Source organism: Streptomyces sp. NPDC020597, assembly GCF_044335095.1.
In the GTDB taxonomy this organism is placed as follows: Bacteria; Actinomycetota; Actinomycetes; order Streptomycetales; family Streptomycetaceae; genus Streptomyces.
Genome location: NZ_JBIRUL010000016.1, coordinates 138913 through 164155, shown reverse-complemented (window position 1 = coordinate 164155; position 25243 = coordinate 138913). Strand labels below are relative to the sequence as shown.

The 25243-nt window shown below is 68.5% G+C and carries 23 protein-coding genes and 5 pseudogenes; 13 read left to right on the top strand and 15 right to left on the bottom strand.

Annotation, left to right across the window (positions count from 1 at the left end):
• Nucleotides 1-64 precede the first annotated feature (64 nt).
• Both ACH4ZA_RS26060 and ACH4ZA_RS26055 read right to left on the bottom strand, forming a co-directional pair.
• Nucleotides 65-466: a DUF5958 family protein gene (locus tag ACH4ZA_RS26060; RefSeq protein WP_398431883.1), complete on the bottom strand. Its 402-nt coding sequence runs from the start codon at nt 464-466 to the stop codon at nt 65-67.
• A gap of 2 nt (nt 467-468) precedes the next feature.
• Nucleotides 469-1095, bottom strand: a complete 627-nt coding sequence (locus ACH4ZA_RS26055; protein WP_037652290.1) for a DUF6000 family protein — start codon at nt 1093-1095, stop codon at nt 469-471.
• A 101-nt stretch (nt 1096-1196) separates the two neighbouring features.
• Here ACH4ZA_RS26055 and ACH4ZA_RS26050 point away from each other — a divergent pair, with 101 nt between their 5' ends.
• On the top strand, nt 1197-1424 hold the full coding sequence (locus tag ACH4ZA_RS26050; protein WP_398431882.1) for a recombinase: 228 nt from the start codon (nt 1197-1199) through the stop codon (nt 1422-1424).
• A 20-nt stretch (nt 1425-1444) separates the two neighbouring features.
• Here the strand turns inward: ACH4ZA_RS26050 and ACH4ZA_RS26045 are convergent, their stop codons facing one another.
• The gene (locus ACH4ZA_RS26045) at nt 1445-2257 is read right to left on the bottom strand and encodes a phosphotransferase family protein (protein ID WP_398431881.1); all 813 of its coding nucleotides are present in this window, start codon (nt 2255-2257) and stop codon (nt 1445-1447) included.
• A gap of 265 nt (nt 2258-2522) precedes the next feature.
• Here ACH4ZA_RS26045 and ACH4ZA_RS26040 point away from each other — a divergent pair.
• Both ACH4ZA_RS26040 and ACH4ZA_RS26035 read left to right on the top strand, forming a co-directional pair.
• Nucleotides 2523-2615: pseudogene (locus ACH4ZA_RS26040) on the top strand (IS5/IS1182 family transposase); the annotation flags it as partial.
• 216 nt (nt 2616-2831) lie between these two features.
• Complete coding sequence (locus ACH4ZA_RS26035) at nt 2832-4244, top strand: NF041680 family putative transposase (RefSeq protein WP_398431887.1); 1413 nt, start codon at nt 2832-2834, stop codon at nt 4242-4244.
• Between the two features lie 9 nt (nt 4245-4253).
• On the opposite strand, the gene ACH4ZA_RS26030 is transcribed toward ACH4ZA_RS26035, so the two are convergent.
• Complete coding sequence (locus ACH4ZA_RS26030; RefSeq protein ID WP_398431880.1) at nt 4254-5546, bottom strand: helix-turn-helix domain-containing protein; 1293 nt, start codon at nt 5544-5546, stop codon at nt 4254-4256.
• A gap of 188 nt (nt 5547-5734) precedes the next feature.
• Between ACH4ZA_RS26030 and ACH4ZA_RS26025 the strand changes: the two genes are divergently transcribed.
• From ACH4ZA_RS26025 to ACH4ZA_RS25995, 7 genes and pseudogenes are all read left to right on the top strand, one after another.
• A complete protein-coding gene (locus ACH4ZA_RS26025; RefSeq protein WP_057575000.1) occupies nt 5735-6205 on the top strand; it encodes a hypothetical protein in 471 nt (156 codons plus the stop codon).
• 119 nt (nt 6206-6324) lie between these two features.
• Nucleotides 6325-7077: a methyltransferase domain-containing protein gene (locus ACH4ZA_RS26020; protein WP_398431878.1), complete on the top strand. Its 753-nt coding sequence runs from the start codon at nt 6325-6327 to the stop codon at nt 7075-7077.
• Nucleotides 7078-7284: 207 nt separating this feature from the next.
• The gene (locus ACH4ZA_RS26015) at nt 7285-8643 is read left to right on the top strand and encodes a hypothetical protein (protein ID WP_398431876.1); all 1359 of its coding nucleotides are present in this window, start codon (nt 7285-7287) and stop codon (nt 8641-8643) included.
• A gap of 277 nt (nt 8644-8920) precedes the next feature.
• On the top strand, nt 8921-9064 hold the full coding sequence (locus ACH4ZA_RS26010; protein ID WP_398431875.1) for a hypothetical protein: 144 nt from the start codon (nt 8921-8923) through the stop codon (nt 9062-9064).
• A 162-nt stretch (nt 9065-9226) separates the two neighbouring features.
• Complete coding sequence (locus ACH4ZA_RS26005; protein WP_398431873.1) at nt 9227-10396, top strand: hypothetical protein; 1170 nt, start codon at nt 9227-9229, stop codon at nt 10394-10396.
• 103 nt (nt 10397-10499) lie between these two features.
• Nucleotides 10500-10631 (top strand): hypothetical protein, encoded by a 132-nt coding sequence (locus ACH4ZA_RS26000; protein WP_398431872.1) that lies wholly within the window; start codon nt 10500-10502, stop codon nt 10629-10631.
• Between the two features lie 106 nt (nt 10632-10737).
• A pseudogene (locus ACH4ZA_RS25995) lies at nt 10738-11828 on the top strand (integrase core domain-containing protein).
• A gap of 51 nt (nt 11829-11879) precedes the next feature.
• Here ACH4ZA_RS25995 and ACH4ZA_RS25990 read toward each other — a convergent pair.
• The 4 genes and pseudogenes from ACH4ZA_RS25990 to ACH4ZA_RS25975 all read right to left on the bottom strand — a co-directional run.
• Entirely contained in the window at nt 11880-12284 is a 405-nt protein-coding gene (locus tag ACH4ZA_RS25990; RefSeq protein ID WP_398431871.1) for a hypothetical protein, read from the bottom strand.
• Nucleotides 12285-12361: 77 nt separating this feature from the next.
• Nucleotides 12362-12763 (bottom strand): hypothetical protein, encoded by a 402-nt coding sequence (locus ACH4ZA_RS25985; protein ID WP_398431870.1) that lies wholly within the window; start codon nt 12761-12763, stop codon nt 12362-12364.
• Nucleotides 12764-12817: 54 nt separating this feature from the next.
• Nucleotides 12818-13057 carry a DNA-binding protein gene (locus tag ACH4ZA_RS25980; protein WP_398431869.1) on the bottom strand — a complete coding sequence of 80 codons (240 nt, stop codon included), beginning with the start codon at nt 13055-13057 and terminating at the stop codon, nt 12818-12820.
• A gap of 65 nt (nt 13058-13122) precedes the next feature.
• A pseudogene (locus tag ACH4ZA_RS25975) lies at nt 13123-14319 on the bottom strand (IS256 family transposase); the annotation flags it as partial.
• 58 nt (nt 14320-14377) lie between these two features.
• Here ACH4ZA_RS25975 and ACH4ZA_RS25970 point away from each other — a divergent pair.
• Nucleotides 14378-15097, top strand: coding sequence for an IS6 family transposase (locus ACH4ZA_RS25970; protein ID WP_398431868.1), 720 nt, complete (start codon nt 14378-14380; stop codon nt 15095-15097).
• Between the two features lie 41 nt (nt 15098-15138).
• On the opposite strand, the gene ACH4ZA_RS25965 is transcribed toward ACH4ZA_RS25970, so the two are convergent.
• Nucleotides 15139-15471, bottom strand: coding sequence for a hypothetical protein (locus tag ACH4ZA_RS25965; RefSeq protein ID WP_398431867.1), 333 nt, complete (start codon nt 15469-15471; stop codon nt 15139-15141).
• 145 nt (nt 15472-15616) lie between these two features.
• Here ACH4ZA_RS25965 and ACH4ZA_RS25960 point away from each other — a divergent pair.
• Nucleotides 15617-15760, top strand: a pseudogene (locus ACH4ZA_RS25960) (ATP-binding protein); the annotation flags it as partial.
• Nucleotides 15761-15793: 33 nt separating this feature from the next.
• Here the strand turns inward: ACH4ZA_RS25960 and ACH4ZA_RS25955 are convergent.
• The 5 genes and pseudogenes from ACH4ZA_RS25955 to ACH4ZA_RS25935 form a co-directional block, all read right to left on the bottom strand.
• Nucleotides 15794-16207 carry a hypothetical protein gene (locus ACH4ZA_RS25955; RefSeq protein ID WP_398431866.1) on the bottom strand — a complete coding sequence of 138 codons (414 nt, stop codon included), beginning with the start codon at nt 16205-16207 and terminating at the stop codon, nt 15794-15796.
• Between the two features lie 141 nt (nt 16208-16348).
• A pseudogene (locus ACH4ZA_RS25950) lies at nt 16349-16770 on the bottom strand (IS6 family transposase); the annotation flags it as partial.
• 107 nt (nt 16771-16877) lie between these two features.
• The gene (tpg, locus tag ACH4ZA_RS25945) at nt 16878-17435 is read right to left on the bottom strand and encodes a telomere-protecting terminal protein Tpg (protein ID WP_398431865.1); all 558 of its coding nucleotides are present in this window, start codon (nt 17433-17435) and stop codon (nt 16878-16880) included.
• A 5-nt stretch (nt 17436-17440) separates the two neighbouring features.
• Nucleotides 17441-19549 carry a telomere-associated protein Tap gene (gene tap / locus ACH4ZA_RS25940; RefSeq protein ID WP_398431864.1) on the bottom strand — a complete coding sequence of 703 codons (2109 nt, stop codon included), beginning with the start codon at nt 19547-19549 and terminating at the stop codon, nt 17441-17443.
• A 53-nt stretch (nt 19550-19602) separates the two neighbouring features.
• Nucleotides 19603-21996, bottom strand: coding sequence for a Helicase associated domain protein (locus ACH4ZA_RS25935; protein WP_398431863.1), 2394 nt, complete (start codon nt 21994-21996; stop codon nt 19603-19605).
• A 769-nt stretch (nt 21997-22765) separates the two neighbouring features.
• On the opposite strand from ACH4ZA_RS25935, the gene ACH4ZA_RS25930 reads away from it, so the two are divergent.
• Nucleotides 22766-23740, top strand: coding sequence for an endonuclease/exonuclease/phosphatase family protein (locus tag ACH4ZA_RS25930; protein WP_398431862.1), 975 nt, complete (start codon nt 22766-22768; stop codon nt 23738-23740).
• 46 nt (nt 23741-23786) lie between these two features.
• Here the strand turns inward: ACH4ZA_RS25930 and ACH4ZA_RS25925 are convergent, their stop codons facing one another.
• Nucleotides 23787-25100, bottom strand: a complete 1314-nt coding sequence (locus ACH4ZA_RS25925) for a DUF2637 domain-containing protein (RefSeq protein ID WP_398431861.1) — start codon at nt 25098-25100, stop codon at nt 23787-23789.
• Nucleotides 25101-25243: the final 143 nt, after the last annotated feature.

The window sequence follows — 25243 nt, the reverse complement described above, 5'->3', positions numbered from 1 at the left end:
GCCGTCAGTCCGTCTTGCCGCACATGGAGTCCAGGGGCGGAGGCCAGCGGCGGGGGACTCGTCCTCACCCGTCGGCGACGGGCAGGTTATGCCACCAGTGACCGCATCCGCCGGAGCAGAAGCGTTCGCGGCGCCGTTCGTCTGCGACCGCGAGGACCTCGACCAGTAGCCGGAACGCCTTGCGTCGTTCGTCGACAGGGGTGAGGCCGCCGATCTTCCCCAGTTGCTGGTCGATCGGGCCGCAGGTGATCAAGACCGCCGGGGTGTGCGTCGGGCGCAGCCCGGCACGTCGGATGCTCTCCGGTCCGTCTTCGGTGACGGCGCGCGCCTGCACGCAGTGGTGGCGCAGGAACAGGAGTATCTCGGCCTGCTCCTCCGGGCTGTGGGTGTCGAACCACTCGATGCCCTGTGACATCGGGCGCAGTCCTTGGGCGAGTTCGTTGAGGATGATGTCCCGCTCGGTCATGATCAGCTCCCGCAGGCCAGCGAGGCGAAGACCTCAGCGGTCTCGTCGACGAAAGCGCACAGTTGCTGCACGGCCTGCCGACAGTCATGCGGGTCGAGAGCCGCCACGGCCCGGACTTCGAGCCATCGGTCCCAGGGACCGGCCGGGGCAAGGAACCGTGTCGTGTACTCGGAGCCGAGAATCTCATCGAGGTACAGAAGCGTCCCAAGGACGACTGCCTGGTCGTAGTCGAGGTCGGGACGCGACAAGTAGTGATCAAGGTATGCGCTGAGCAGTTCGGCATCCGCTGCAGTACCGAACTTCGCAAGGGCGACGCAGTATGCCGCGCCCGCATACGGCCCCTCGCTGGCCAGCAGGAGCCGGCCTATGAGCTCGCGGAACTCGGACCTGTGGGCCACAGCAACCAGCCAGGCGGCAGTCTTGCGCTCGCGCCATCCACCCTCGAAGAGGACGCCGAGCTCCGCCGGAGTGATTTCGTACGCAGCCTGAGCCAGATCCCGCACAAACGCGGAGCGCTCGACCGGGCTCAACCGGAAAACGCTCCCGCCCAACCGAAGGTATCGCCGATCAGGCGTGACGAACCGCCGAACCAGATCCTGCAACTCGGGATCGCTCTGGACATCACGCATAGCCGCATCCTGGCCCGGGACGGTACTCATGTGCCACAGGTTTGCCGACTGCCTCAACGGACCGTAGTTACTGGTTCAGAGAAGCCTGCATCCGCTGCCCGATGCTCCAGGTCAACCCCAAGATGCTGCCCCGCCTCGCGGAGATCGAGAGGGAGCTCCTCCTGCGCCGCAAGCGGGCCCAGGAGGATCACTGGCTCGGCGAGGTCGAAGGCATCGACTCGATGCTGACCTTCCTCCGCGCCAAGCAAGCCGAGGCCGCCCGCCTCGTCAAGAGGCCCGTCGCCGACCTCGGCATCCCACGCCCACGCCCCGATTCATCAGGAACTTGACCTCGGGCTTTCCCGAGGCTCTATCGCCAATGTGTCCGCTCACGCACCCAATGGAGTGCAGCTTGACCCTGAGCACGCTGAAAGTCCCGCACCGTCGGCAGCCCCGGCGGCGGGGCCTGCACAGACTGACGGAGGAAGTATCCAGCCGCAGCGATGAGCACGGTGGTGACATCTTCCGGGTCAGCACCACGAGCGAACAGGTGCTGATCAAGAAGACTCACGGCATCCGGGGCGCCCTGCATGATCACACTCGGGCCCATCGCGACGACGTCAAACCACGAAGCTCCGACTGCGGCCCACGGCCAGTCGACAACCATGACGCGGTCGTCGGTCAGCAGAACGTTGTCCGCCCGCAGATCGCCATGGATCAAGGCGCTACCGGCTGCAGCTGCGATCCAGGCGGCTTCTCGGTCGACGAGGCGTCCCAGATTGCGTCGTGCCCAGGGATCGAGCCAGGCCAGGTCGTCTGTCCCATCCGCGGAAGCAGCGGAAAGCCGACGCCAGCCTTGGAACTTCTCGCCGAACCGGTCAGCAACCGGTGGCGCCGCGATCGGCGAAGGATCGAGCAGCACGGACAGCTCGTCAGCCGCTGCAAGAACACGGTGGAGCTCGTCCAGCTGCCAAGGCTGGGCCGGCATTCTCCCGTCGACGTCTTCGAAGACCAAAACGACCCAGCCTTCAAGGTCCAAGGTCATGAGCAGCTGCGGCACAGGCGCTGCGATCGGCAAGGCCGCGGTGATTCGTGCCTCGGACCGGTGGAGGTCAGGGGTGTCGGGGTTTGGTTCAGGGCCCACCGCCTTCACGAACACCCGCCGGCCGTCGACAAGGCGCATGCGAGCAGCAACCCCAGGCGAGAAGCCCCCGGCCTGGGTAACGGCGCTTTGGACAGGAGCCCCCAGACGTTCCTCAACTCGGCTTCGCACCGTGGGGAACAGCCCACCAGTCCACACGCACACCCGCAGCTACAGGCGCGCTGTCGGTCTGTGTGCTCGGTCGTCTCCCCATGGCGACATGATCCAGGTGACGCCATCGAGCAGCAACGAGGTTTCCCTGGCCTGCGCTCCTCCCAACACCCATGCGAGTGAAGTGCAGAGAAGGAAGATCCTTCGCGACTGCCGCCTGAAGGGCGACGGCGTTCACCACGCCATGCTCGGCATTGCCCGCCCGCACAACCTCGTCCTTGCCGGGTGACGCAGACGCCAGCAGGTTCCCAACACGTCAAAGATCATTTACGGGGCAGCCCTTAGCTTGGCATTTATCCTCGCTGGTCACTCGACCTGCTGATCTTGGTGTGTTCCCGGGACAGCAGGGCGGCCGTTCTTCACGCTTCGAGGTGTCGAGCAACGTCGCGTGAAGGAACGGCCGCTGGTGAAGAGTCTCGCCGCTGAACAGTCTGCTGAGGCCTCGTTGGGCATCCTGTCCCACTTTCGTGTCCAGTTCTACGACTGCCTTTACAGCCGTGCGGATGCGCTCTTCGAGCTCACCGACGCAGTGCTGTGTGCCGATGGTCCGGTCACCTCGCTGGTCGAGCTGACGCTCACGGCCGAGCACCGGCGCGGGCACGGGGCGATGTACGACGCGGTCAATCACGGCTGGCTGGAGCCGCGACGCCTGCGCAGGCTGCTGGCCTCCACACCGCTGCCACGTGCCGCCGACGGGCGGATCGTGCTCGCCGTGGACGTGAGCAACTGGCTGCGCCCCGATGCCCCGACCAGTCCGGAGTTGCTGTTCTGCCATGTCTACGGGCGGGGCCGCAGCGCCGATCAGTTCATCCCCGGCTGGCCCTACTCCTTCGTGGCCGCTCTGGAAACAGGACGCACCTCCTGGACAGCCGTGCTGGACGCGATCCGGCTCGGGCCGGCCGACGACGCCACCGCAATCACCGCTGCCCAGCTGCGTGAGGTGGTCACCCGGCTGGTGCACGCCGGGCAGTGGCGGCCGGGCGATGAGGACATCCTCGTCGTCATGGACTCCGGCTACGACGTGACCCGCCTCGCCTACGTCCTGGCCGACCTGCCCGTCGAGCTGGTCGGCCGGCTGCGCTCGGACCGGGTCATGCTCCGGGATGCCGGGCCGCGTCGCTCCACCCCGCGTGGCGGGCAGCCCCGCAAGCACGGCGGCGTCCTCACCTTCTCCAAGCCGGAGTCCTGGCACACCCCCGACCAGGCCACGACATGCGACACCACCCGCTACGGCACGGCCGAAGCCCTCGCCTGGGACCGGATGCACCCACGATTGCAGGCCCGTGGCCCCTGGCTCGACCACTGCGGTGAACTCCCTCTGATCCACGGCACGTTGATCCGACTGAAGGTCGAGTACCTGCCCGGCGACCGCGACCCCAAGCCGGTGTGGCTGTGGTCCTCGCGCACCGGCATGACCGGCCAGGACGTCGATGTCCGCTGGCAGGCGTTCCTCCGCAGATTCGATCTTGAACACACCTTCCGGCTGTTCAAACAGACCCTCGGCTGGACCGTCCCCAAGGTCCGCGATCCACACACGGCCGACCTATGGACGTGGCTGATCATCGCCGCCCACACCCAACTCCGCCTCGCCCGGCCCCTCGCCGAGGACCTCCGCCGCCCCTGGGAACGGCCCTCCGAGCCGCGCCGGCTCACCCCTGCCCGGGTCCGCCGGGGGTTCCGCCACCTCCGCGTGAAGACCGCCCGTCCCGCCGACGTGCCCAGACCCTCCAAGCCAGGGCCCGGACGCCCACTCGGCTCGAAGAACCGCAGGCCAGCCCCACGTCACGAGCCGGGGAAGACCGTGAAACGAATCGAAACTCTCACCGAACACGTCCGCCTGAAACAGCAGCTAGGTTAATGATCAAGCTCAGATAGTCCGTGTCACTGCGGCGTGCAGTTCGCGTACGCCGCTGGTCCGGGGGTGCCGCTCGGTGAGCTCGGTGACGATGCGGCGGATCGCGGGGCGGTCACGGACTTCGCCGGGGCTGGCCCGGTAGGCGTCCAGCAGTGCGCGGGCGGTCTGCTCCGGCCGCTGCCAGGCCCACCAGGCGCGCGCCATGTCGGTGCCCAGGCGGGCCTTGCGCTCGGCGGTCGGGAACTGCTCGGGCCGAAGGTTCTTCCCGGCGTTCAGGGCGGCGCCGGCGTCGCCGAGTGCCCAGTGCACGCCGACCGCATACAGGTCGACAGCGGCCGGGCTGATGGCGAACAGCCGGCCGGGTGGAGCGGCCTGGGGCAGTCGGCAGGCGGCGCGGCGGGCCTCCTCGGCCATCGCCAGGGCCTCGGTGCGCTGCCCGGCCCGGGCGGCGGTGTAGGCCAGGGTGCACAGCATCTGTGCGTAGGCGGCGGCAGTGGCGTCGGTGCGTAGCCCGCTCGTCTCGAGGTCGTCGGTCACCGAGGTCATCAGGCGCTGCGCGGCGCCGTGCTGGTCCTGGTGGCGCAGCACGATGGCCAATTCCCGTGCCGCGGCCGCAGCTGCGAGCGGGGAGCCGGAGATCTCGGCCCAGGTACGGGCACGGTCCGCGGTGAGCCGGGCGCGGTCGTAGGAGCCGAGCTTGATGAGCACGGCGGAGGCGAGGCTGTACACGGCGGACAGCCGGGCCTGGTCGAGACTGCGGCGGGAGACGGCGCCTTGATGCGCGTCGGCGATGAGGGCGGGCAGTGCGGCCAGGAGCCGTGCGTGCGCGCCCCGGTCATACAGTGTGCGGGCGCCCGTCAGACGGCCGTTCAGCGGCCCTGCATCAGACGGGGCGGGGGTGTCGGCCAGAGCGTCGTCCAGGCCCATCAACAGGGCGGCGGGGCCTGCGGCCGCCGTGGCGGCGAGCAGCGTACGGCGGCGCATGGGGTCCTCCTCGGCGTCACGCTGACTGGCCGTCACTCTAGTGGCCGTCGTTGCCATAGCGGGCGGTGGCGCGAGGGATGTCATGAGGACATGTCTGGGCACGCCTACTTCCCGAGCGGCACGATGCACCAGGGCCAGGTCGGCGATCTGGGTGCGGCGCTCCAAACGGGACACGGTAGCGGGCGAGCAGCCGATCCGGTCAGCGAGCACGGCCAGCGTCCAGCAGTGGTGCTGGCGTCCGAGCCGAATGAGCGCGCCGGGGCGTCGCTGCGCGGCTAATTGCCGGGCTGTCGTGCTGTTCCAGAGCGGGTCAACGGGCACGCGTCCCTCCCACACCGCACAGACAGGGGGTCCTCCACGCTACGGGCAGCGGCCGGGCTCGTCGAGGCCGCTTGCGCAACATGCAAACACCTTGCACAGATGAAGACTTGAGTGCCGCACAGCCGCGCGGCGCGATGTGCTGGGGTCACTGCCCCGCGCCGCGGGGCACCGTCCATCGGAGGCACACCATGGCAGACACTGCCGCTGTAGCATCCCCTCCGGCCGCCGATCCGACGACCGGTCCGGTCCGCTGCGCGCGCGATGCTGTGCCGGCCGACCTGTGGGACAAGCAGGTCGGGCTCCTCATGCGGGACTACCCCTACGACTCGGTCATGGCCGCTCGGGTCCTCGGCCAGGGCTACGCCTACCTGCTGACTGCGATGAACCACCGGGGCGAGGGGCTGGGGCTTGCGCCCAGCAAGCTCGTCGATATCGGCGTTCACGCGGTCATCCTGGACACCGTCGCGTACGCCGAGCTGTGCGAGAAGTTCAACGACGGCGAGTTCTTGCACCACGTGCCCAAGGTGGACATGAAGAACGACGGCTCCGTTGTGAAGACGGCCCACATCGTCGCCGCCGACGGCTGGGAGGTCGACCTGCCGTTGTGGACGGACGCTGCCGACTGCGGCCCGTGCCACCCCGGCAACGACTCGCACTGACCGCGCCGCAACGGCGAGCTCCTTGGGCCCCGGCCATACGGCGGGGGCCTGAGAGCACGCCCGGGTGAGATTTGAGCGAACCGGTCCGCGGCCCGGCCGCGGCCGCCAGGATGGGCTGGGTGACCACCAGCACCGCAGACCTCTGGCACCACTACGGTCGCGCCCGCGCCATTAGTGACCGAGCCGTTCCCGACGTCTTCTACTGGAGTTGGGGCCAGGACGCTGGTCCCGGCCCTGAGGCCCTCGGTGACCTGACCGGCCGATGTGTGGGCGACCTCGGCGCCGGCGCAGCCCGGCACGCAGCACACCTGGCAGTTCACCATCAGCCGGCCCGGGTCGTCGCCGTCGACGCCTCGCCCGCCCAGCATGACGTGGCAACCGACCTCTACGCTCACCTCGCCCCTCGCCTGTGCATCGTGCAGTCTGGCGCGGTGCCCCACCTGGAGGCGATGACCGGCTCGTACGACGTGCTGTACAGCGTCTTCGGCGCAGTGGACTTCACCGACCCGGGCGAGCTGCTGCCCGCGGCGGCAGCCGCCCTCAGGCCGGGGGGACGGCTGGTGTTCGCAACCCTCGCCCACTACTTGAGCGGGGCACCTGCCCAGCCCGATGCTGTGGCTGCCTACATCCCGGCGAAGACACCGGACGGTGAAACCACCACAATGCGCCGCTGGGTCCTTCAAGAGCACGTGTGGACCAAACTGCTCGACGAGGCCGGATTCACCAACATCACTGCCGACGTGCTGCCCGCGACGACCGGCGGGCCTCGCACCGCCGACACCCTGCTGGTGAGCGCCTACCGCCCTTCCTGGAACAGGGCCCAGCTCCACCTGCGCAAGCGCGTGCGGCGCGGCGAGAGGTTCACGTCCTGAAGGCGCTGAACAGGGCGTATTCGAGCAAGTCGGTCCACTGCAGATGGACCGTTGCCGTCGCGGGCAAGCGTGATTGCTGTCTTGAGTGGCGTTGTCTGTCCTGACGCCAACTTGTCACGCCGCAGGGGGGTTTCGGTGTGCTGTGCGATGGGGATCGAAAGTGCTGTAAGCATCTACAGCACTTAGGATTTGAGGAGTGCAGCACTCATGCATCGTCTTCAGCCCGTCGCCAACGGCCTGCACACCGACCACCCCGTCCCCGGCCTGCCCTTTGTGGACGACGGCCACGTCCCGGTCGACGACCCCGCCGCGATCGAGGCCATCGGACGCCATGAGGAAGGAAGCTCGTGGGGCCGCTGGGACAGGGTCTCCGACACGAAGGGTTCCTGGCTCGCATTCACGACCGATCCGATCCGACAGGACCTGGCCTGGGTGGTGCGCCGGCATCCCGAACACGGCCGCACCGTTCTCCTGGTCCGGGACCAGGACGCCTCCCCATGGCACAGCAGCTGGTGGGGGCCCCAGCTCCTGTTCCGCCAAGGTGGCTACTGGTGGGACGGCACCACCTGGTACCGGCCCGACCAGGTCTGGGACGGCGCCGGCGAGCGCTTCGAGCGCCGGCCGGTCAAGGCAGCCACCACCATCACCGCCGCCGACTTGCTCGACGACAACGCCCACCCCGGCGGCGGCCGCCTGCTGAAAGTCGCCAACTTCGACCTCGACGCCCCGCCCCCCGACCCCTGGAACGACCACCTGGCCTTGTGGGCCTCCCGCCGGCCCGCAAACGCACGGCCGCTGTCGCAGTGCGTGGTGCGCCTGTCCGCCCCCGAACTCGCCGCCGATCAACTCATCGGCGTGCCAGAGATGGCGAAGATCGGCGGCATCGCGGCCTCCACCTTGCGCGCCTACATCGCCCGCGACCAGCGCGAAGTGCCCCCGCCCCAAGCCGCGGTCAGCGGCCGCAGCCTCTGGTCACGCCCCGTGGCCCAGGACTGGGCACAAGAGCGCGACCGTTCCCCGGAGGGCGCCGCAGCCAAGCTCGACTCCGGTGACAGCGACCTGTCGATCGGCCTGGCCGACCTGCGCCAGCGCCTGGCACGCCGGTTCTTCGGCGCCCTGTGGGAGCGCCCCGACTGGCGCAAGCGCTGGGCCTTGCGCTTTCGCACCGCGAGCGCCGTCCAGGAGATCGCCGACGAACTCGCCCTGAGCGTGGCCGCCGACACCGACACCATCATCGACGCCCACGACCTCGCCACGACCGTTGTGCACGCTGTTCTCGACGAACTCGCCTACGGTAAGGAACTCGACAGCTCCGTCGGCGAGCCCGCGACCTTCTACGGCATCACGACGCCGGTGACGAAGATGCTCGACTGGCTCATCCGCCACCACCCTCGCACAGCCCACCACCTCATCGGCGAGATCATCGGCGACGCCGAACGCCGCCTGGAGATCCCCCGCGAAGTCAGCGCCGACTCCATCCGCACCGCCCTCGGCCTCGACAGCACCCTGCCCCGCCAGGTCCGACTCGACTTCCTCGAGCGAGCCCTCCCGCCCGTCTCCCGCTGACCTACAGGACATCCCTGGCCAGGTACGAGGAGGAGGCCCCCGCTGCCCGGAGCCGATCGGCTCCGGGCAGCGGGGTGGCGACCCGCAGGTGCGACGTACGGCGACGGCGGGGTCGACCACGGCTGGTCAGCGGGACATCGCCGCCGTCAATGCTACGAGTCAAGCTCCTGGCGCAGGTTCAGGACTGCGCCCGCGTACGCGAAGGAAAATCACCCGCCCGGGTGCCGCTCCAGACCGGGCCGGACCGCCGTGGTCGGGCCCGACCGCAGGCCCGACCATGACGCTGACCACGCTGGTCGCGACCCCGACCCCGACCACGGCGCCGCCGGACGGGGGCGTGTCCGAAGTGACACGCAATTCGAACAAGCGATCTAATGCCGGTATGGACGTGACCGATTTCCCCGACGACCTGGTGCTGTGACTGAGCGCGATACCTGCCGTTGAGCGCGCCAGGTGGCCCCAGAGCGCGATAGATGGCCCGCGGTGGTGGCGCGCTACTCCTGTCCAACGAGCTCTGGATAAAGAGGGCGTTGTCGGTGGGTGCTGGCAGGGTGCGTGCATGACGGATAGCGAGAGTGCCCGCATGACGCGGATCCTGGGCGGGTTGCCGGCAGCGGCTCGAGACGTGCTGCTGGAGACAGACTGGGCTTCTCACCGGCATGCCTACGGTTCCGGCGAGGACATACCAGTCTCCCTGTGCTCCCTCGTAGACGAAGATCCGCACGTGCGGTCTGAGGCGTTGGCCGCGTTGGACATGGGCGTGCTGCATCAAGGCTCGCTGTACACGGTGACCGCGCCCGCGGCGTTGTTCGTCGCCGCGATCCTCGGCCATCCCACGGACCTCGCCGAGCACGAAGGGCACTTCCCCTGGGACGACGGCCCGCCACGCAGCTTGCGGGCCGCCCTGCTCGGCTGGCTGGGTCAGGTGGCTGAGTCAGCCGCCTACGGGGAAGATCCGGTGCGGGACCGGGCCAACTGGGAATGGCAACCCTGGCACGAGGACACACGAGACGAGCGCGACCCCGACGAACTCACCGCACTGCAAGCGTGCCGTGACATCCGGCCCGCCCTCTACGACGCCGTCGAACCCTTCCTCTCCTCCTACGACCCGCACGTCTGCGAGGCCGCCCTCAGCGCCGCAACTCCGCTCCTCTTCGCCCCAGACCTTGCCGACCGCATACCGCGCGCCGCCGTACTGCTGCGGGCCCGGCTGGGCACCATGACCGGCAGGCGGGAGCGAGCCGCCGCGGCGCGGGCGCTGAGCCTGTGGGGAACGGACACCTCCGACCTGCTCGCTGACACCGACCCGGCCGTACGGGTCTGCGCTGCGCTCGGCCCCGTGCGAGTCGATCGGCGACGTGCTCTCGCCGTGCTCCTCGACGCGCTGCGCGACCCCCGCGCGACAGACGGATGGTTCCCCCAGCCGCTGCGCGGGGTCGACGGATGGTTCCGGTTCACCGTGCTGCGTTCCGCCCTCGACCTGGCCGCGTCCTTCGAGGAAGTGGCACCGGTGGTCATCGCCATGGTGGCTGCCGGCAGCCAGTCCCTCGTCGACAACGAACGCGGGCCGATCCTGTTCAGAGCCTTCCCTGGTGGCTACGACCCGACTCATGCGCTCACCTGCGCTCAACATTCCCTGCTGCGGGCGTTCGTGGACACCGACGAGGCGACGGGCAGCATCCGCGCCAACTGTTTGTGGTTCCGCGCGGCCGGGTTGCCAGACGACCGAGAGGATATCGCTGCGCTGCTGTGATGCGGCCCGCCACCGCACCCTCCCCACCCATGATCTCCCCGTCCGAGGCTGAGCATCGAAGTGGTCCAACTGGGCCATCTACGGTGCTCAGTCACACGACCTGGTGCAGACGCAAGCCGCCTGGAACGCCACCTACCAAACACTCGCCGCACCCCGCCCCCGCGACACCACCGCCCTGCGCCGCAGCCTGCTGCTCCTGTACGTACGGCTGTGGTGGCACTGCGGGTGCCGATAAATCATCCACCCAGGTGGAGGCCTTGATCGACTGACCCTTCAGGCCGCGCTCGCCAACAACTCCGATGTCTTCACGTGGACAGACGCGGACGGCATCATGATCTGTCGTGCTGCTACGCCTGGCCTATCTCGCGGCCACCAACGCCTTCGCGCTCCTGCGCCTGCTGCCGATGAGCGACCGGGACAAAGACATCGAGATCCTTGCCCTCCGTCACCAACTGCTCGTCCTTCAGCGCCAGGTCGGCAAGCCCGCGTTCACCGACACTGACCGAGCAGTCCTCGCCGGCCTGCTCCACCACCTCCCGGTGAACAAGCTGCAGCACCTGCTCCTCCTGGTACGCCCGGAGACGCTCCTGCGCTGGCACCGTGACCTGCTCAAACGGCGCCATGCCGTGACCTGTGTGCCCAAGCGACGCGGGCGTCCGCCCACATTCCGCTCCATCCGCCTGCTGGTCCTGCGCCTCGCCCACGAGAACACCTCATGGGGCTACCGCAGAATCCACGGCGAACTCGCAGCCATGGGCATCACGGTCGCCGCCTCCACCGTCTGGGAGATCCTCAAGGAGCACGGCATCCCGCCCGCGCCCGAACGACAGAACTCAACCTGGGCCGACTTCTTGCGCGGCCAAGCCGACGCCCTGCTCGCCTGCGACTTCTTCGAGACCCGAACCCTGACCGGAGCCCGCCTGTACGTCTGCGCCGTCATCGAGCACTCCACCCGGCGCATCCGGATCCTCGGCGCCACCGCGCACCCCACTGTGCGATGGGTCGTGCAACTCGGCCGCAACCTCGTCATGGACCTCGAAGAGCCGGGCAGCAGGGCCAGGTTCATGATCCGCGATCGCGACTCGAAGTTCACGAAGGCCTTCGACGAAGTGCTGGCCGAGCCGGTCTCAAGGTCATCACCACCGGTATCCGAGTACCACGGATGAACTCCATCATGGAGCGATGGATACAAACCTGCCGGCACGAACTACTGGACAGGACCTTGATCTGGAACCAGAGGCACCTCATGCACGCGCTTCGCGAATTCGAGACCTTCTACAACGGGCACCGCCCGCACCGAACCCTGGGCCAAGCCGCGCCGCTCCGTCCACTGTCCGAACCAATCAGGCTGACAGAGCAGACCACGCACCTTGAAGTCCACCGACGAGACCGACTCGGCGGAACCCTCCACGAGTACCAACATGCCGCTTGACCAGGCCGGATGATTTATCGGCACCCGCAGTGCCGGACCGTCCGGATCAGGTCAGGCGGGAGTGCAGTTCTTGAGGGGAAGCATCGTCCGGTGTGGTGCTCCCCCGCCACCGACTTGAAAGAGGAAGGAGTAGCAGCGGTACGTGCGTGAGACAGAGGTGCCGAAGAAGCTCGTGTCCTCATAGGGGGCGTAGAACTTGACGACGGTGGTCAGCGACCCGTCTGCTGGCTTGTAGGAGACGAGGGTGCCGTAATTCCGCTGAGCGGTGGCACGCGTCCGTGCCTGGCTGGGGGAGCTGCTCCGGGCCTCGCTCTGCATGGTGTCCTGGTACGACTCTGTGTGCCTGGCAATCTGCTGCAGTGCCTCTTTCTCGTGGCGCTTGTTGGCACTGTCCTGGCGGTGGGCCATGATCATGAGCGTTCCGGCGGCGAGCAGCACGAGGATGATGGGCGCCATTAGGACCACCATGCAGCCGGGGGCCGGCACCCCGCCCCGGTGGATCCGCGGCGGGGTGCCGGCAGAGGAAGCCTGACTCATCGGTTCTCGTGTCTGAGCGAGGCGGGACCCAGAGTCATGAACGCTTGAGCGTAGGCGCTGATGCCGGTCTTGTTCGGGTGGTAGCTCTCCCGGCTGAGGCAGTTGTCCCCCCAGAACCACCAGCACATTGGTGTCCTGGCATCTTGACGGTGGAAGTCGCCGTCACCGTTGGGCCCGGCCACCACCCCGTTGATACCTTCCGGTGTGTCGCAGATGCGCTTGCCCTCGAACGCCGATTGCGGGCACCGGTAGCGCACCCCCTGCGCGTACATGGAGGCGGCGAGCTCGCTCTGTTCGTGCTCGAAGTACTGGGCCATGTTGTTCAGGATGACACGCTGAGACGCGCTAACCAGCGTCGAGCAGGCCTGTGTGCGGCTGAACAGCAGGGGGTACCCCATCAGCGAGATGGTGGCGTTCGGCGCGAGCCATCGTCAAGACTTGTGGATCAGTGATCAGAACCAGTTGATCGTGTCCTTCAGGAGGCGGGTGAGCTTCGCTCTCTTTGTTGCGTTCGCTCGCCAGGTTTCCTCGGTTTGAACACTGGCGGTTGTGACTCCAGCCTGGCCGGCCGGGTTCTCCGCCGCTATCAGACGGCGGTTGGCGATGAGCATCCCGACCCGGATGAGTGTGACGCCCAGGTGGCGGGCGGCTTCTGGCTGGGACATCCAGGCGTCGTCCTCGACGGTGTCCACCTTGAGGAGAACGTAGCCGCGGTTGTTCCGCGACCATGACCGCCCCTGTCGGCGTTTTTCGTGCATCACGCCTCTGCCTTGGGCCGCTCGACCAGGAGGCCGCGTTCGAAGCGGGCTCCGGCGCGGACGAGGGCGACGAGGTGGGGTGCGTTCACGGCTCGCCACCGCTGCTGTGCGGACTCGACGAGTTTGCAGACCATGGCCGAGGCGGCGGCCCGACTGCCGGCGCCCCGGGTGACCTTGGTCCGCAGGCGGACCGTGGCGAAGGTCGACTCGATCGGGTTGGTTGTCCGCAGGTGGATCCAGTGCTCGGCGGGGAAGTCGTAGAACGCCAGCAGCTCGTCGACGTCGTCGGTGATCTTTTTGACGGCCTTGGGGAACTTCACGCCGTAGGTCTTGGTGAACCCGGCGACGGCCTTGAGCGCGTGGTCGCGGTCCTCGGCGTTGCAGATCTCCTGCAGGGCCTTCTTCGCGCCGGGCTGGGTGGACTTCGGCAGGGCGTTCGCGACGTTGGCGATCTTGTGAACCCAGCACCTCTGATGCCGGGTTTCGGGGAACACCTCGGCCAGGGCTTTCCAGAATCCGAGTGCGCCGTCACCGATGGCGAGGACGGGAGCGTGCATGCCCCGGCGTGCACAGTCCCGCAGCAGTTCGGCCCACGAGTCGGCGGATTCTCGGTAGCCGTCGCTCATGGCGATCAGCTCTTTGGTGCCGTCCGCGCGTACGCCCATCAGCACGAGCACGCACGACTTCGCCTCGCGCAGGCGTATGCGCAGGTGAATGCCGTCGGCCCAGACGTAGACGTAGTCGCTGGTGGACAGATCGCGCTCGCTGAACGCGGCGTGGTCGGCCTGCCATTGCTGGGTGAGGCGGGTGACCGTCGCCGGTGAGAGGCCGGCCGTCGAGCCGAGGAACTGCTCCAGGGCGGGCACGAAGTCGCCGGAGGACAGGCCGTGCAGATAGAGCAGGGGCAGCACCTCGCTGATCTTCGGGGACTTGCGGCACCACGACGGCAGGATCGCCGAGGAGAACCGCTTGCGCTCGCCGGTGCTCTCGTCGACGCGCTTGTCGTTGACCCGCGGGGCCTTCACCTCGACCGCCCCGGCCGCGGTCGTGACCTTCCTCGCCTGGTGATAGCCGTTGCGAACCACCAGACGGTGCCCGTGCTCATCCCGCTGATCGGCCAACTCGGCTATATAGGAGTTGACTTTAGCTTCCAGTGCGGCGGCTAGTATCCGCCTCGCGCCCTCCCGGAGGCACTGTCACGTTAGCTGACCGGTGGAATGATCTTCTGGTAGATCATGCTGGAGGGGGTTGTCTGTGGGGGCCGTGTCGCCGTCGTACAAGGGGCACCGGTACCCGGTCGAGGTCATCTCCCACTGTGTGTGGCTGTACCACCGCTTCCCGCTCAGCTTCCGCGAGGTCGAGGAGCTGATGCTCGAGCGCGGCGTGACCGTCTCCTACGAGACGATCCGCCGCTGGTGCGTCAAGTTCGGGCAGGCCTACGCCAACGCGCTGCGCCGCCGGCAGCCACGGCCCGGTGACAAGTGGCACCTGGACGAGGTCTTCATCAAGATCAACGGCGAGCGGAAATACCTGTGGCGGGCCGTCGACCAGGACGGCAACGTCCTGGACATCCTGGTGCAGAACCGGCGGGACAAGGCCGCGGCCAGGCGCTTCTTCCGCAGATTGATGAAGAAGACATGCGCGGTGCCGCGGGTGGTCGTCACCGACAAGCTCCGCTCCTACGGCGCCGCCCACCGCGAGGTCATGCCCTCCGTCGAGCACCGCCAGTCGAAATACCTCAACAACCGGGCCGAGAACAGCCACCAGCCAACTAGGCAGCGCGAGCGCGCGATGAAAGGCTTCCGCTCCGTGGGCGGGGCCCAGCGGTTCCTGTCCGCGTTCAGCGGCATCTCGCCCCACTTCCGGCCCCGCCGCCACCTGATGCCCGCACACGATTACCGCGCCGAGATGACCGTCCGCTTCGCAATCTGGGAGCAGATCACCGGAGTCGCCGACCTCGCCACCGCAGCCTGAGCAGAGCCCGGAACCGGGCTCCACCACGCCACGACGCACCATCAGACACCTACCCACCCAGCAACGTGACAGCGCCCGTTGAAGGTCTGCACATACTCGCGCCGGGTCGACGTCTTGCGGCCCTGGACTGCCAGGTCACCGACCACGCGGTCGATGTCCTCAGGCGTCACCTCCCACGCGGGCCGTCCCAGAGCCGTGAGGGTCCGCTCCAGCAGGCCGATGTCGTTGTCGATGGTCACCGGGCTGAAGCCGCGGGCCCGCCAGGACGCGATGAACGCATCCACGCACGCCGCCTGGAACTGCCACGGATCCGCCGTCAGCGGCTCCTGCGGGACGGCCCCACCCGCGATGACCTGGAGTCTCGCCTCGGCCATCGGCACACCTTCCTCGCACCTGAACGGTCAAGGCAGCACCTGCAAAACCGGGGTGCCACCGCGAGAACCAACGAGGACCGCCAGACAGGGATACGGCCAGGTGGCAGCGGCAACTCTTGTGAGGGAACAAGTGCCAGCCCCAGATGGCTGGACCAAGACGTTCACCGACCCTCGCCTCTGCGCGGCCATCGTCGACCGCCTCACCTTCAACGGCACCATCATCGAGACCGGCACCGACTCCTACCGCCTCGCCAGCACCCGAGCCCGCGCCGAAGCCGCGGCCAGCTAGGTTCCGCTGGGAGCGTCGGCCGCTTCTCCAGTCTCAGGGGGAGTCGGCCGACGACCCATCGGAGCGAAGCAGAACCCGCAACTCGTCGGGGGTGACAGGCTCCGGGTCACGAACGGGCTGGCCGACGTCGGCAGGCCAACTGGGACGGAAGCGTTCGACGAAGTCTGTGAAGTCGGTCCGCAGATATCGAGAGTCGGACGGCTTCAGTCGGATCTGCTGACGGCTGTCTGCCCACCAGATCTCGAAATCGGCAACCGTGCCCTCCGCTGGCCAGTCTTCGCCCTCGCTCGGCAGCAGCAGAACGTCGACAAAGCCTCCGACGCTCAGGCCGATGTCCACGAAGATCCCGAGCGCACCGAGCCGGGGAACCTTCACCACGGTGCCCTCGAAGACCTGCCCGAAGCGCAGGTCCTTCCGAATCCGAGCCCACTCGGCATCTGTCACCACGAACAGATCATCGCACCATCGTCCGTCTGCCCCAGCGGCACGTCACCGCCGTCATTTCTCGTGAGCATCCGCGAGCCGGCTGATGACCCACCGCTGCCGAAACTCATCGACAAACGCTGCTGCTGCGAACAAAGCCAACTGGCGGTGCTCGACGGAGGGCATGACCTCGCGGCGGGCGGCGCCGTAGGAGCGGAGCTTGTCGGTGACGACCACCCGCGGCACCGCACCCGTCCTCTTCATCAGGCGGCGGAAGAAACGCCTGGCCGCGGCCTTGTCCCGCCGGTTTTGCACCAGGACGTTGCCGTCCTGGTCGACGGCCCGCCACAGGTATTTCCGCTCGCCGTTGATCTTGATGAAGACCTCGTCGGCGCGTTGGCGTAGGCCTGCCCGAACTTGGCGCACCAGCGGCGGATCGTCTCGTAGGAGACGGTCACGCCGCGCTCGAGCATCAGCTCCTCGACCTCGCGGAAGCTGAGCGGGAAGCGGTGGTACAGCCACACACAGTGGGAGATGACCTCGACCGGGTACCGGTGCCCCTTGTACGACAGCGACGCGCTCCCCACGGACGACCCTTCCCAGGCTGATCAACCAGAAGATCATCCCACCGGTCAGCCAACGTGACAGTGCCAATCAGTCACATGGGTGGCGCGACCGGGCTGAGGTTCGGGGGTCAGTAGTCGAGGTCGAGGTAGTCGATGTCGTTGAGGGTGACGTCGGAGAGCCCCATGGCGCGGCTGCCGCTGTCCTGGAAGTACACGTCTTTGAAGCCTTCGGCGATGATGGCGCGCATCTCCTGGTCGCCGGCTCCGGCGTGGCGGGCGTCGAAGAGGCGTTGTGCGTAGGTGGGGGGGAGGTGGACGGTGAGGCGGCGGAAGCGTCCGTCGTCGGTGGTGCCGACGGGCGCGGTGTACCCGAACCGCGCCCTGGTCTCCACGGTGATCCCGTGTGTGGTGGCGGCCTGCTTCTGCCGGCGCCTGCGGACCTGGGGCTGCCATCGCTGCCGTACGGCGGCGTCGATCCGGTCTGCGATGGCCTGGGGCGGGTGCTTGCGTTCGCCTCTGCGGTAGCGCTCCACTGACCGCTGGCTGACCCCGATCGCCTGAGCAACGGCTTTGGTCGTCTTGAGCTGCTTCATCAGGAAGTTGATACGTGCCTGGAGTGTCTTGGGAGGCTGGCGGGTGAAGGCTTCCTGGTCGGCGCGTTCGATGGCGTCGTCGATCTCTCCCACAGCGCCTACTCGCCTTCGTCGTGGACGGCGTCGCCGCCTTTGATGTGGCGGGCGGGGTTGTGGCCCTGTTCCATGAGGTCGACGGCCCAGAGCATGGTCTGGACGCCTTCGAGTTTGGCCAGGCCGGGGGTGGGTCCGAGGCGGAAGGCGCCGGGCTGCGGCTTGCCGGAGGCGGCATAGGGCAGGAAGTCCAGCGGCGAGGCGCCGGGGGAGGGGTAGACGACGCAGTCGGAGAGTACGGCGAGCGGATACAGGCCCGTCATGGTGGCCATGTTGCGCAGTTTGCGGTGCATGTTGACCCGGGCTTTGGAGATGACGGCGGCACGGATGTCGGGGCGCCAGGTCGGCCGCTGCAGGGCCGGCCACCGCTCGCCCTCCTTGTAGCGCTTGCCCTGGGGGCGTTCCCGCAGCTTGCCGATGCCGCCCTTGACGGTGGCTTTGATGGCGGCCAGCACCGCGGCCATGGCCGGGTCGGCGTCCTTGTGCCGTTCCATCGCCGCGAGGAACTCCACGTCCGTGAGCTCCTTGGTGACGCCGAGGTCGGCGAGGGTGTCGACGTACGCCTCCTTCAGCCGGTCGTGCCACGGGTCCAGGTAGGCGCCGGTCTCGCGGCGCAGGTACGCCTCGAGCGGGCGGACGTTGAAGCCGAGCTCCTGGGCGTAGGCGACGGTGTGCGTCTGATACCAGGCAGGCCCCGTCGGCCGGGTGCCGTCCGGCGTGAACGGCGAGGGCAGACGCGGGTCCACCTCGACATGGGAGAGGTCGACCAGCCAGCTCCCGGGGATCTTCGGATTGAACGCCGGGGCGTGAAAGTGGTCGGGGGCGGAGAGGCCGACGACGAGGCGGGCGGCGGCGGCGAGGAACGCGGTGTTGAGGTCGAGGCCGATCGCGTAGGGCAGCGTGCACTCCTCATCGGTGAGCAGGCTGACGTCGCGCACCCACTGGTAGGCCTCCTCGTTGAGGAACCCGCCGCTCCAGCCGGATTCCACGACGACGGGGTGCTCGGGGGTGGCCTCCGGCGGCGCGGGGTCCATCGGCTCCGTGCCGAGGGAGCCGGGGTTGTGGCCGGCGATCCAGCTGCCGGTGGCAGGGTCCTGCACCGCGCGGGTGGGGGGCCGCAGCGCCGTCATCAGCTCCAGCCCGGACACGGCCGTGGAGCCGCGCGGGGTGATGACCCGCTGGGCGTAGATGCCGAGGACGCGGGCGACGTCGGCCGGTTCCATCTCCGTGACGCCGGGCCAGGACCGCTCGTCGAGGGCGTCCCAGGACAGGATGGCGAGCTGCACGCACTGCCGCTCACGGCCCTGGGCTTTGCGGTAGATCCTTGCCCACGGGCCGAACCCGCGCTGGGTGAGCCGCCACTTCGCTTGCACCACCTGCTTGACCACCGGGTGGTCTTCCGGCAGGCGTAGGGAGCGGCGCTGCTCGTGGCCTTCCAGGCGCTCGGGGAGTCCGAGCGTCACGGCGGCCGCGGCGGTGAGCACGATCAGCGGGTCGGAGTCTTTGCCGTGCCGGTTCAGCTTCGGCGCGCCGAGGCCGGACGCGCGCAGCGTCCACTCCACCAGTTCCACCACCGTGGTCGCAGGGCAGTCGAGCACGATGCCGCCGGCGCCGTAGGCGGAGCCGTCACCGTCCAGCACGGCGAGCGGCCCGTGGGGGAAGCGCGGGTCGGCTGCGGGCTGCGCCGCCTTCTTCACGGCCGGACGCCGCGCTGCAGCGGCGGGCCGGGGGGTGGCGGGCCGTGCCGGCGCCGCGGCTGCGATGGCGGGTGCCTGCGGGGTGTCTGCCGTCGCAGCCGCGGGCGCGGGCGCGGCAGGTTCGCCGGACGTAGCCGGCGCGGTCGCGGCAGCCGGGGCTGCGCCGGGGGCGGGGTACTTCGCCGCCCACCCGTTCAGCAGGCGCTGGTAGGCGTCCAGGCGCGGTGACTTCGGCTCGCTGCGGCCGTTCTCCCAGTTCTTCACCGACTGGGTCGTCGTCTTCAGCGCGGTGGCCAGGCGGGCCTGGGTGATGCCGGCGGCTTCACGCAGCCGGGCACGCTCCGCCGGAGGCGGTAGGTGCGGCTCCTCGTTCAGCAGAGCGTCGACGGACGCGAACAGCTCTTCCTCAGATGCCATGACCCCGCACCCTTCTCCACCAGGCTCACTTAACCACAAACTTATCCCATTCCTTAGCCTTGCCGGGCCCACTCGAGCCCGAGGTCGGCCAGCGCCTGGAGCTTGCCGGTGGTGAGCTTGGCCCGGCGGGTCTTCTGATTCATGATCCACACTCCGAGTTGCACCTCCGACCCGTCCTCCAGCCGCTCAACGTGTCCTCTGGGGACGGTTACGGTCCCGGTGCGGGCTTTGTACTGGGCGAGGGCTGCTACGCCCCGCTCGAAGGTGCCGGAGGCCGCCCCGGAAGCCTTCGCGGCCGTCTCGGGGACCGCGGGCTGGGAAGCGAACCCGAGAGCCTTGAGGCGTTCGCGCTGGCCGTCCATCAGTCCGTGCCACACCGCGTGTTCCTGCTGCCGCGCGGCCCACCGTCCGACGTCCATCCCGTGGACGGTGACGCCCGGCAGGACGTCCACCTGGTCCTCGTCGGCGACCAGCTCGCGCAGTGCGGCGTAGTGGCGTTGCCACTCCGCCGGCCATGCCGGGTTCCAGTCCTCGTCGACCGCCTCCAGCGCCGTCTTCCACTCGGGGTGGCCGTCCAGCGCACCGGGGCGCCGCAAATTGCTCAACCACTGCCCGACAGGCTTGCCGAGGGCTTTCGCGGGCCGCGGAGCACACAGGCTCCAGTGCTGGTCGTAGTACGCCTTCGCCGCCTCGAGGTTCTCCTGGAAGCGTCCATCCACGGCGGACCAGGCCATGCCGAGCTGCTCGAGCCGGCGGGCCCGCTGGCCGGTCATCTGCCCCGCCCTGTAGGAACGTCGCTGTTCTGCCACCCACTGCCCGAGCGGCGTTGCGCCCTCGCGGTGCCCGTAGGGAACCAGGGCGTCCCCGGTCCGCTCCACGTACCGCCGCAGCGCCGCGTAGCCGCGCGCCCAGTCCTGCCGCTCGGTGTCGATCACGTTGAAGGAAACCCAGTCCGCGACCATCACCGGATCACGCGGAGCAGCAAAACGCAGCAGCAGACGTGATTCTTCCTCGCCTTCCCCGGGTGCCTGACCAATGCTCACAGACTGCTCCACGAAAGCCTTCTGAGGCTCCTGCGGAATCGCAAGCAATTCAACGGCCTCTTCATCATGAGCCCGAAGAGCTTGGAGAACCTGTACCAGGGGCCGGTACGAGCTGGAGGTGAACATGTCCTCGGGCGCCTCGCCCGACTGGAGGAAGACGGGCACGATCAGCGATGCCAGCTTCCTCTGTCCCGGCTGCTGCCGCAGGGCCCGGCCGATGGCCTGGACGATGTCGTGGGGCGCCCCTTTGGGGTCCAGGAGGGCGACACTGTCTACCTCCCGGATGTCGACGCCCTCGCCCAGGACGCGGCAGTTCGACAGGACGGCCCGCCGGACGGTGGTGGCGAACTCTGCGAGGACTGTGCGCCGGTGCTCCGGGTCGTGCTCCCCGCACAGCCACTCGGCCCAGGTCCTCGCCGGGTACTTCTCCGGCTGATCGACGTGCAGCTTCGCCGCGACGCTTTGAAGGCCCTCGGCGTAGGCCTGTGCCTCTATCGTCCGGTGGTGGAAGGTGATGCATGTGCTGAGGCTGTGCTCGGCCATGGTCCGCAGCAGCCCCGCATGGAGTGCCCCGAGCCGCTGCCCGCGCACCTCCTCGCCGCGCCGCTCCTCACCCATCAGCCGCTGCGGGGTGACGACCGGATCCCTCAGCTCCATGACGATGATCTGGTAGCGGGCGAGCAGGCCACGGGAGACCGCCGACGCCAGGGACAGCTTGTACAGCACAGGGCCGAAGACGTCTTCGTCGTCCATGGAGGCCGCCAGCTCCTCCGGCAGCGCGTCCCGTACCCCTTCGGCGACCTCCCAGTGCGCAGGGCGCTCCTGCCAGATCCGCGGCGTCGCCGTCAGATACAGCCGCCGCGCCGCCGGGATGGCGACTTGGTCGTGGACGGCAGCCCACGCCTTCCCCATCGATCCGCTGGTCCTGTGGGCTTCGTCCACGCACACCAGGTCCATGGGGGAGAGCTGCTGGCCGTACACGCCGGCGAAGGATTCCTCGAGGACGCCGAGCGAGGCGTACGTGGCGTAGACGGTGACCGGTCCGGCACCGTGCCACAGCGCCAGCTGGATGGGGTTGGTGGTGCACCGGACCTTCAGGGTCCACAGTTGCGGGTCGTCATGGAGCGAGCACACCGCCACCGCCGGGCCGTGGTGGCCGGCCGCGCGCCACGCGCGCACGGTCTGGGTCAGCAGGTCCAGCGTCGGCACCAGCACCAGGAGGCGTCCCCTGGGCGCGATCCGCTTGGCCGCCGCCGCGGCGATGACGGTCTTCCCCGTCCCGCACGCAGCGTGCACCTGCCCACGCAGCCCGTTCGCCGGGATCCCTCCAGGCGGGATGTCCAGGCCCCGCACGATGGCGGCCACGGCCTCGACCTGGTGGTCGCGCAGCTTGAACCCGGTCACCGCTCGTCCTCATCTCACGTGTTCCTACGGTCAGGCGTCGTCCGGCCGCTCCAGTGCCGCGCCTTCGTGAACCAGCCGCACCGGCTTGCGGTTGCGGTCGATCCTCTCGCACAGGGCGAAGCCGATGGGAAGGTCGGGCACGTCAGCTGTTGGGGACTGAGCCGTTTCGCATCGTAGGGACCGCTGACCTGGCGTCCACGAGCATCTAGGGGTCGAAGGGCTGTGCAGCCCCAAACACGGTCTCCTCGAGGGCCTCACGGCCAGGATCGGGCTCGACCCGTCCAGTCCGCAGGGCCTGATTTGAGCACCAGACACACGATCCACGAGCGGCGGCGGAGGGTGCCCGGCAGGCGCGCAGGAGCCCCCCGCTGCACCGGCAATCCGCCCGGCTGGGTCGCCTCACTCAACGGCGTAACCAGCGATGCAGCCGTCGCCGTCCGAAGCTGCTCCCAAAACGAGGACGGCGTTGGCGTTCTCGACGTCCAAATGGTCAACAACCGCCCCTACGGCATGGTGCTCACCTACGGATCCGACGTGAAATGGGGCTGGCACGAAAAGGGCGACAGCGCCGCGGACAAGGCCCGTAACGCCCTGGGCGACGCACGACTGCGCTGCATAAAGCGCATGCGGAACACCTGGGCTCCCCTCTCGTTGCCCTCCATGGGCCGGTCTCCTCTCTCCGGCTTGGCGGTCACCTCGGTGGGCTATTGCCTGGTGTGTCAAGTCATCCGATTCTCGGTGCATAGGCAGCTGTGACAGGGAGGTCCACGTGCCGACGGAACCTGACGTTTTGGCGCCGCCGCACCAGGTTGCCGTGCGGCTTTCGCGCTGGGAGGAGGCCCTCGATGCGCTGGTGCCGCCCAACCTGGGGACGAGCCTGCGGATCGCGACCTGGAACCTGCGGGCGTTCTCCGGCTTGACCAAGGCCTGGACGAGCCCTGAGGGCGTCTCGCCGACGCGGAACTTCACCGATGTGCACCTGATCGCCGCGGTGGTGCGCCGGTTCGACGTGGTCGCGGTGCAGGAGGTGCGCGGGAACCTGCGGGCCCTGCGGCACCTGATGAAGGTGCTGGGCGAGGACTGGGCGTTCATCCTCACCGACGTGACCGAAGGCAAGGCTGGCAACGACGAACGACTGGCGTTCCTGTTCGACACGCGGCGGGTCAAACCGTCCGGGCTGGCCTGCGAACTGGTGGTGCCCCTCGAGAAGGACGCAGGCCTCCCGGCGGGCGGACTGGACCGCCAGTTCGCCCGCACCCCCTATGCGGTCAGCTTCCTCTCACGCGGCCAGACGTTCACCCTGGTCACCCTCCACGTCCTCTACGGAAAGGGCGCTGCCGAGCGGGTTCCGGAACTGCAGGCGATCGCGAACTGGCTGGCCGACTGGGCGGAGCGCGAGTTCGGCTGGGACCACAACCTCATCGCGCTCGGAGACTTCAACATCGACCGCGCCGACGACCCGCTGTTCAAGGCCTTCACCTCCACTGGCCTGGTCCCCGCCCCGCAGCTGGCGGGACTCCCGCGGACCGTCTTCGACGACCTTGGAGCGGAGCACTTCTACGACCAGATCGCCTGGTTCACCAAGGGTCAGAAACGCAGGCCGGTGCTGACCCTGGAAGCCGGCGCCGGCGGCCACGTGGACTTCGTGCCCGAACTGCAGGGCGATCTCACCCTGACCGAGTTGTCGTGGCGCATCTCCGACCACTACCCGATGTGGGTCGAATTCGCGATCCCCACCCTCTGACCGGACAGCGTTTTCGGCATTCCGTTGGGGATGATCTTCGCGGTCGTCAGGGAACGTCGGGGTTGAGGATTCGCCAGCGTTGTTCGAAAGCGTGGAGGTGGGGGGTGAGGTGGTGGGGGCGGAGGGGTTTGTTGTATTGGGCGGTGATGCCGTGGTCGGTGAGTTCTTGGGTGATGCGGTGCAGGTCAGGAGTGTGGGTGGTGGCGCGGTGCTGGGCCCATGTCGTGTAGAGGCGGAATTGGAGGAGGTAGCGGGAGAGAGATTTGGGTTTGATGGGTTGTTGGCTGCGGTCCAAGACGCCGTGGTCAGCGAGATGGGCGGAGAGTTCGGCTGCGTCCGGGTATCGCTGGTGCTGGTCGTGGAAGTCGGTCCAGGCCTGGTAGTAGCGGTCGACAGTGGTCGGTCGTGATCTGGGGGTGGGGCTGGGGGAAGAGGTCGGGGCTGTGGACGGGCGGGAGACAGCACTGTCCTGGTGTGCGCTCTGTGATGGGCGGGGTGCAGCGGCTGGCGGTGCCGCTGTGCCGGCCCGAGCCGGATTGCGGTGCCCGGTGGCCGTCTGTGGTGGGCGAGGTTCGGGGTACTGCGGGGTGGATGCCTGCACGCGCTCTCGCAGGGGTGTCCTGTCGGCGGCCGCGACGTCTTGTGCGGCGTCGGGGCCGGCCGTCAGCTGCTGCTGGGGTGCCGGCCCGGGGGACGGTACCGGGGGCGGCAGCGCGGGCTCGACACCTGCGGCTGTCAGGCCCGCCGGGGTGGTCTGTGCGAGCGGGACGCCGTAACGGGCCAGCCGCAGCGGCATCAACGACTCCACCGGCGCCTTGCGCCGCCAGGCACGGCCGAAGCGCGAACGCAGCCTCGCCCGGTAGACGAGACGTTCCTGCTCCAGCTTGATCACCTGGTCGTAGGAGCGCAGCTCCCACAGCTTCATCCGGCGCCACAGCAGGAAGGTGGGCACCGGGGAGAGCAGCCAGCGCGTGATGCGCACGCCCTCCATGTGCTTGTCCGCCGTGATGTCCGCGATCCGGCCGATCGCATGCCGGGCGGCCTCCACCGACACCACGAACAGGATCGGGATCACCGCGTGCATGCCCGTGCCGAGCGGATCCGGCCAGGCCGCCGCACCGTTGAACGCGATCGTCGCCGCGGTCAGCAGCCACGCCGTCTGCCGCAGCAGCGGGAACGGGATGCGGATCCACGTCAGCAGCAGATCCAGGGCCAGCAGGACGCAGATGCCCGCGTCGATGCCGATGGGGAACACATACGAGAAGTTCCCGAAGCCCTTCTCCAGGGCCAGCTCACGGACGGCCGCGTACGAACCGGCGAAGCCGATGCCGGCGATGATCACGGCGCCGGTCACGACCACGCCGATGAGAACGCGGATGGCTGCGCCCGGGGGGAGGGGGCCGTGGGCGGGCGGGGAGGCCGTACGCCACGGGGCTTGCCGCGCTGTGCGACGGGTGGCACCTGGCTGTTGCTGTGCTGGTGTGGGCGTGGCGGACCCGGCTG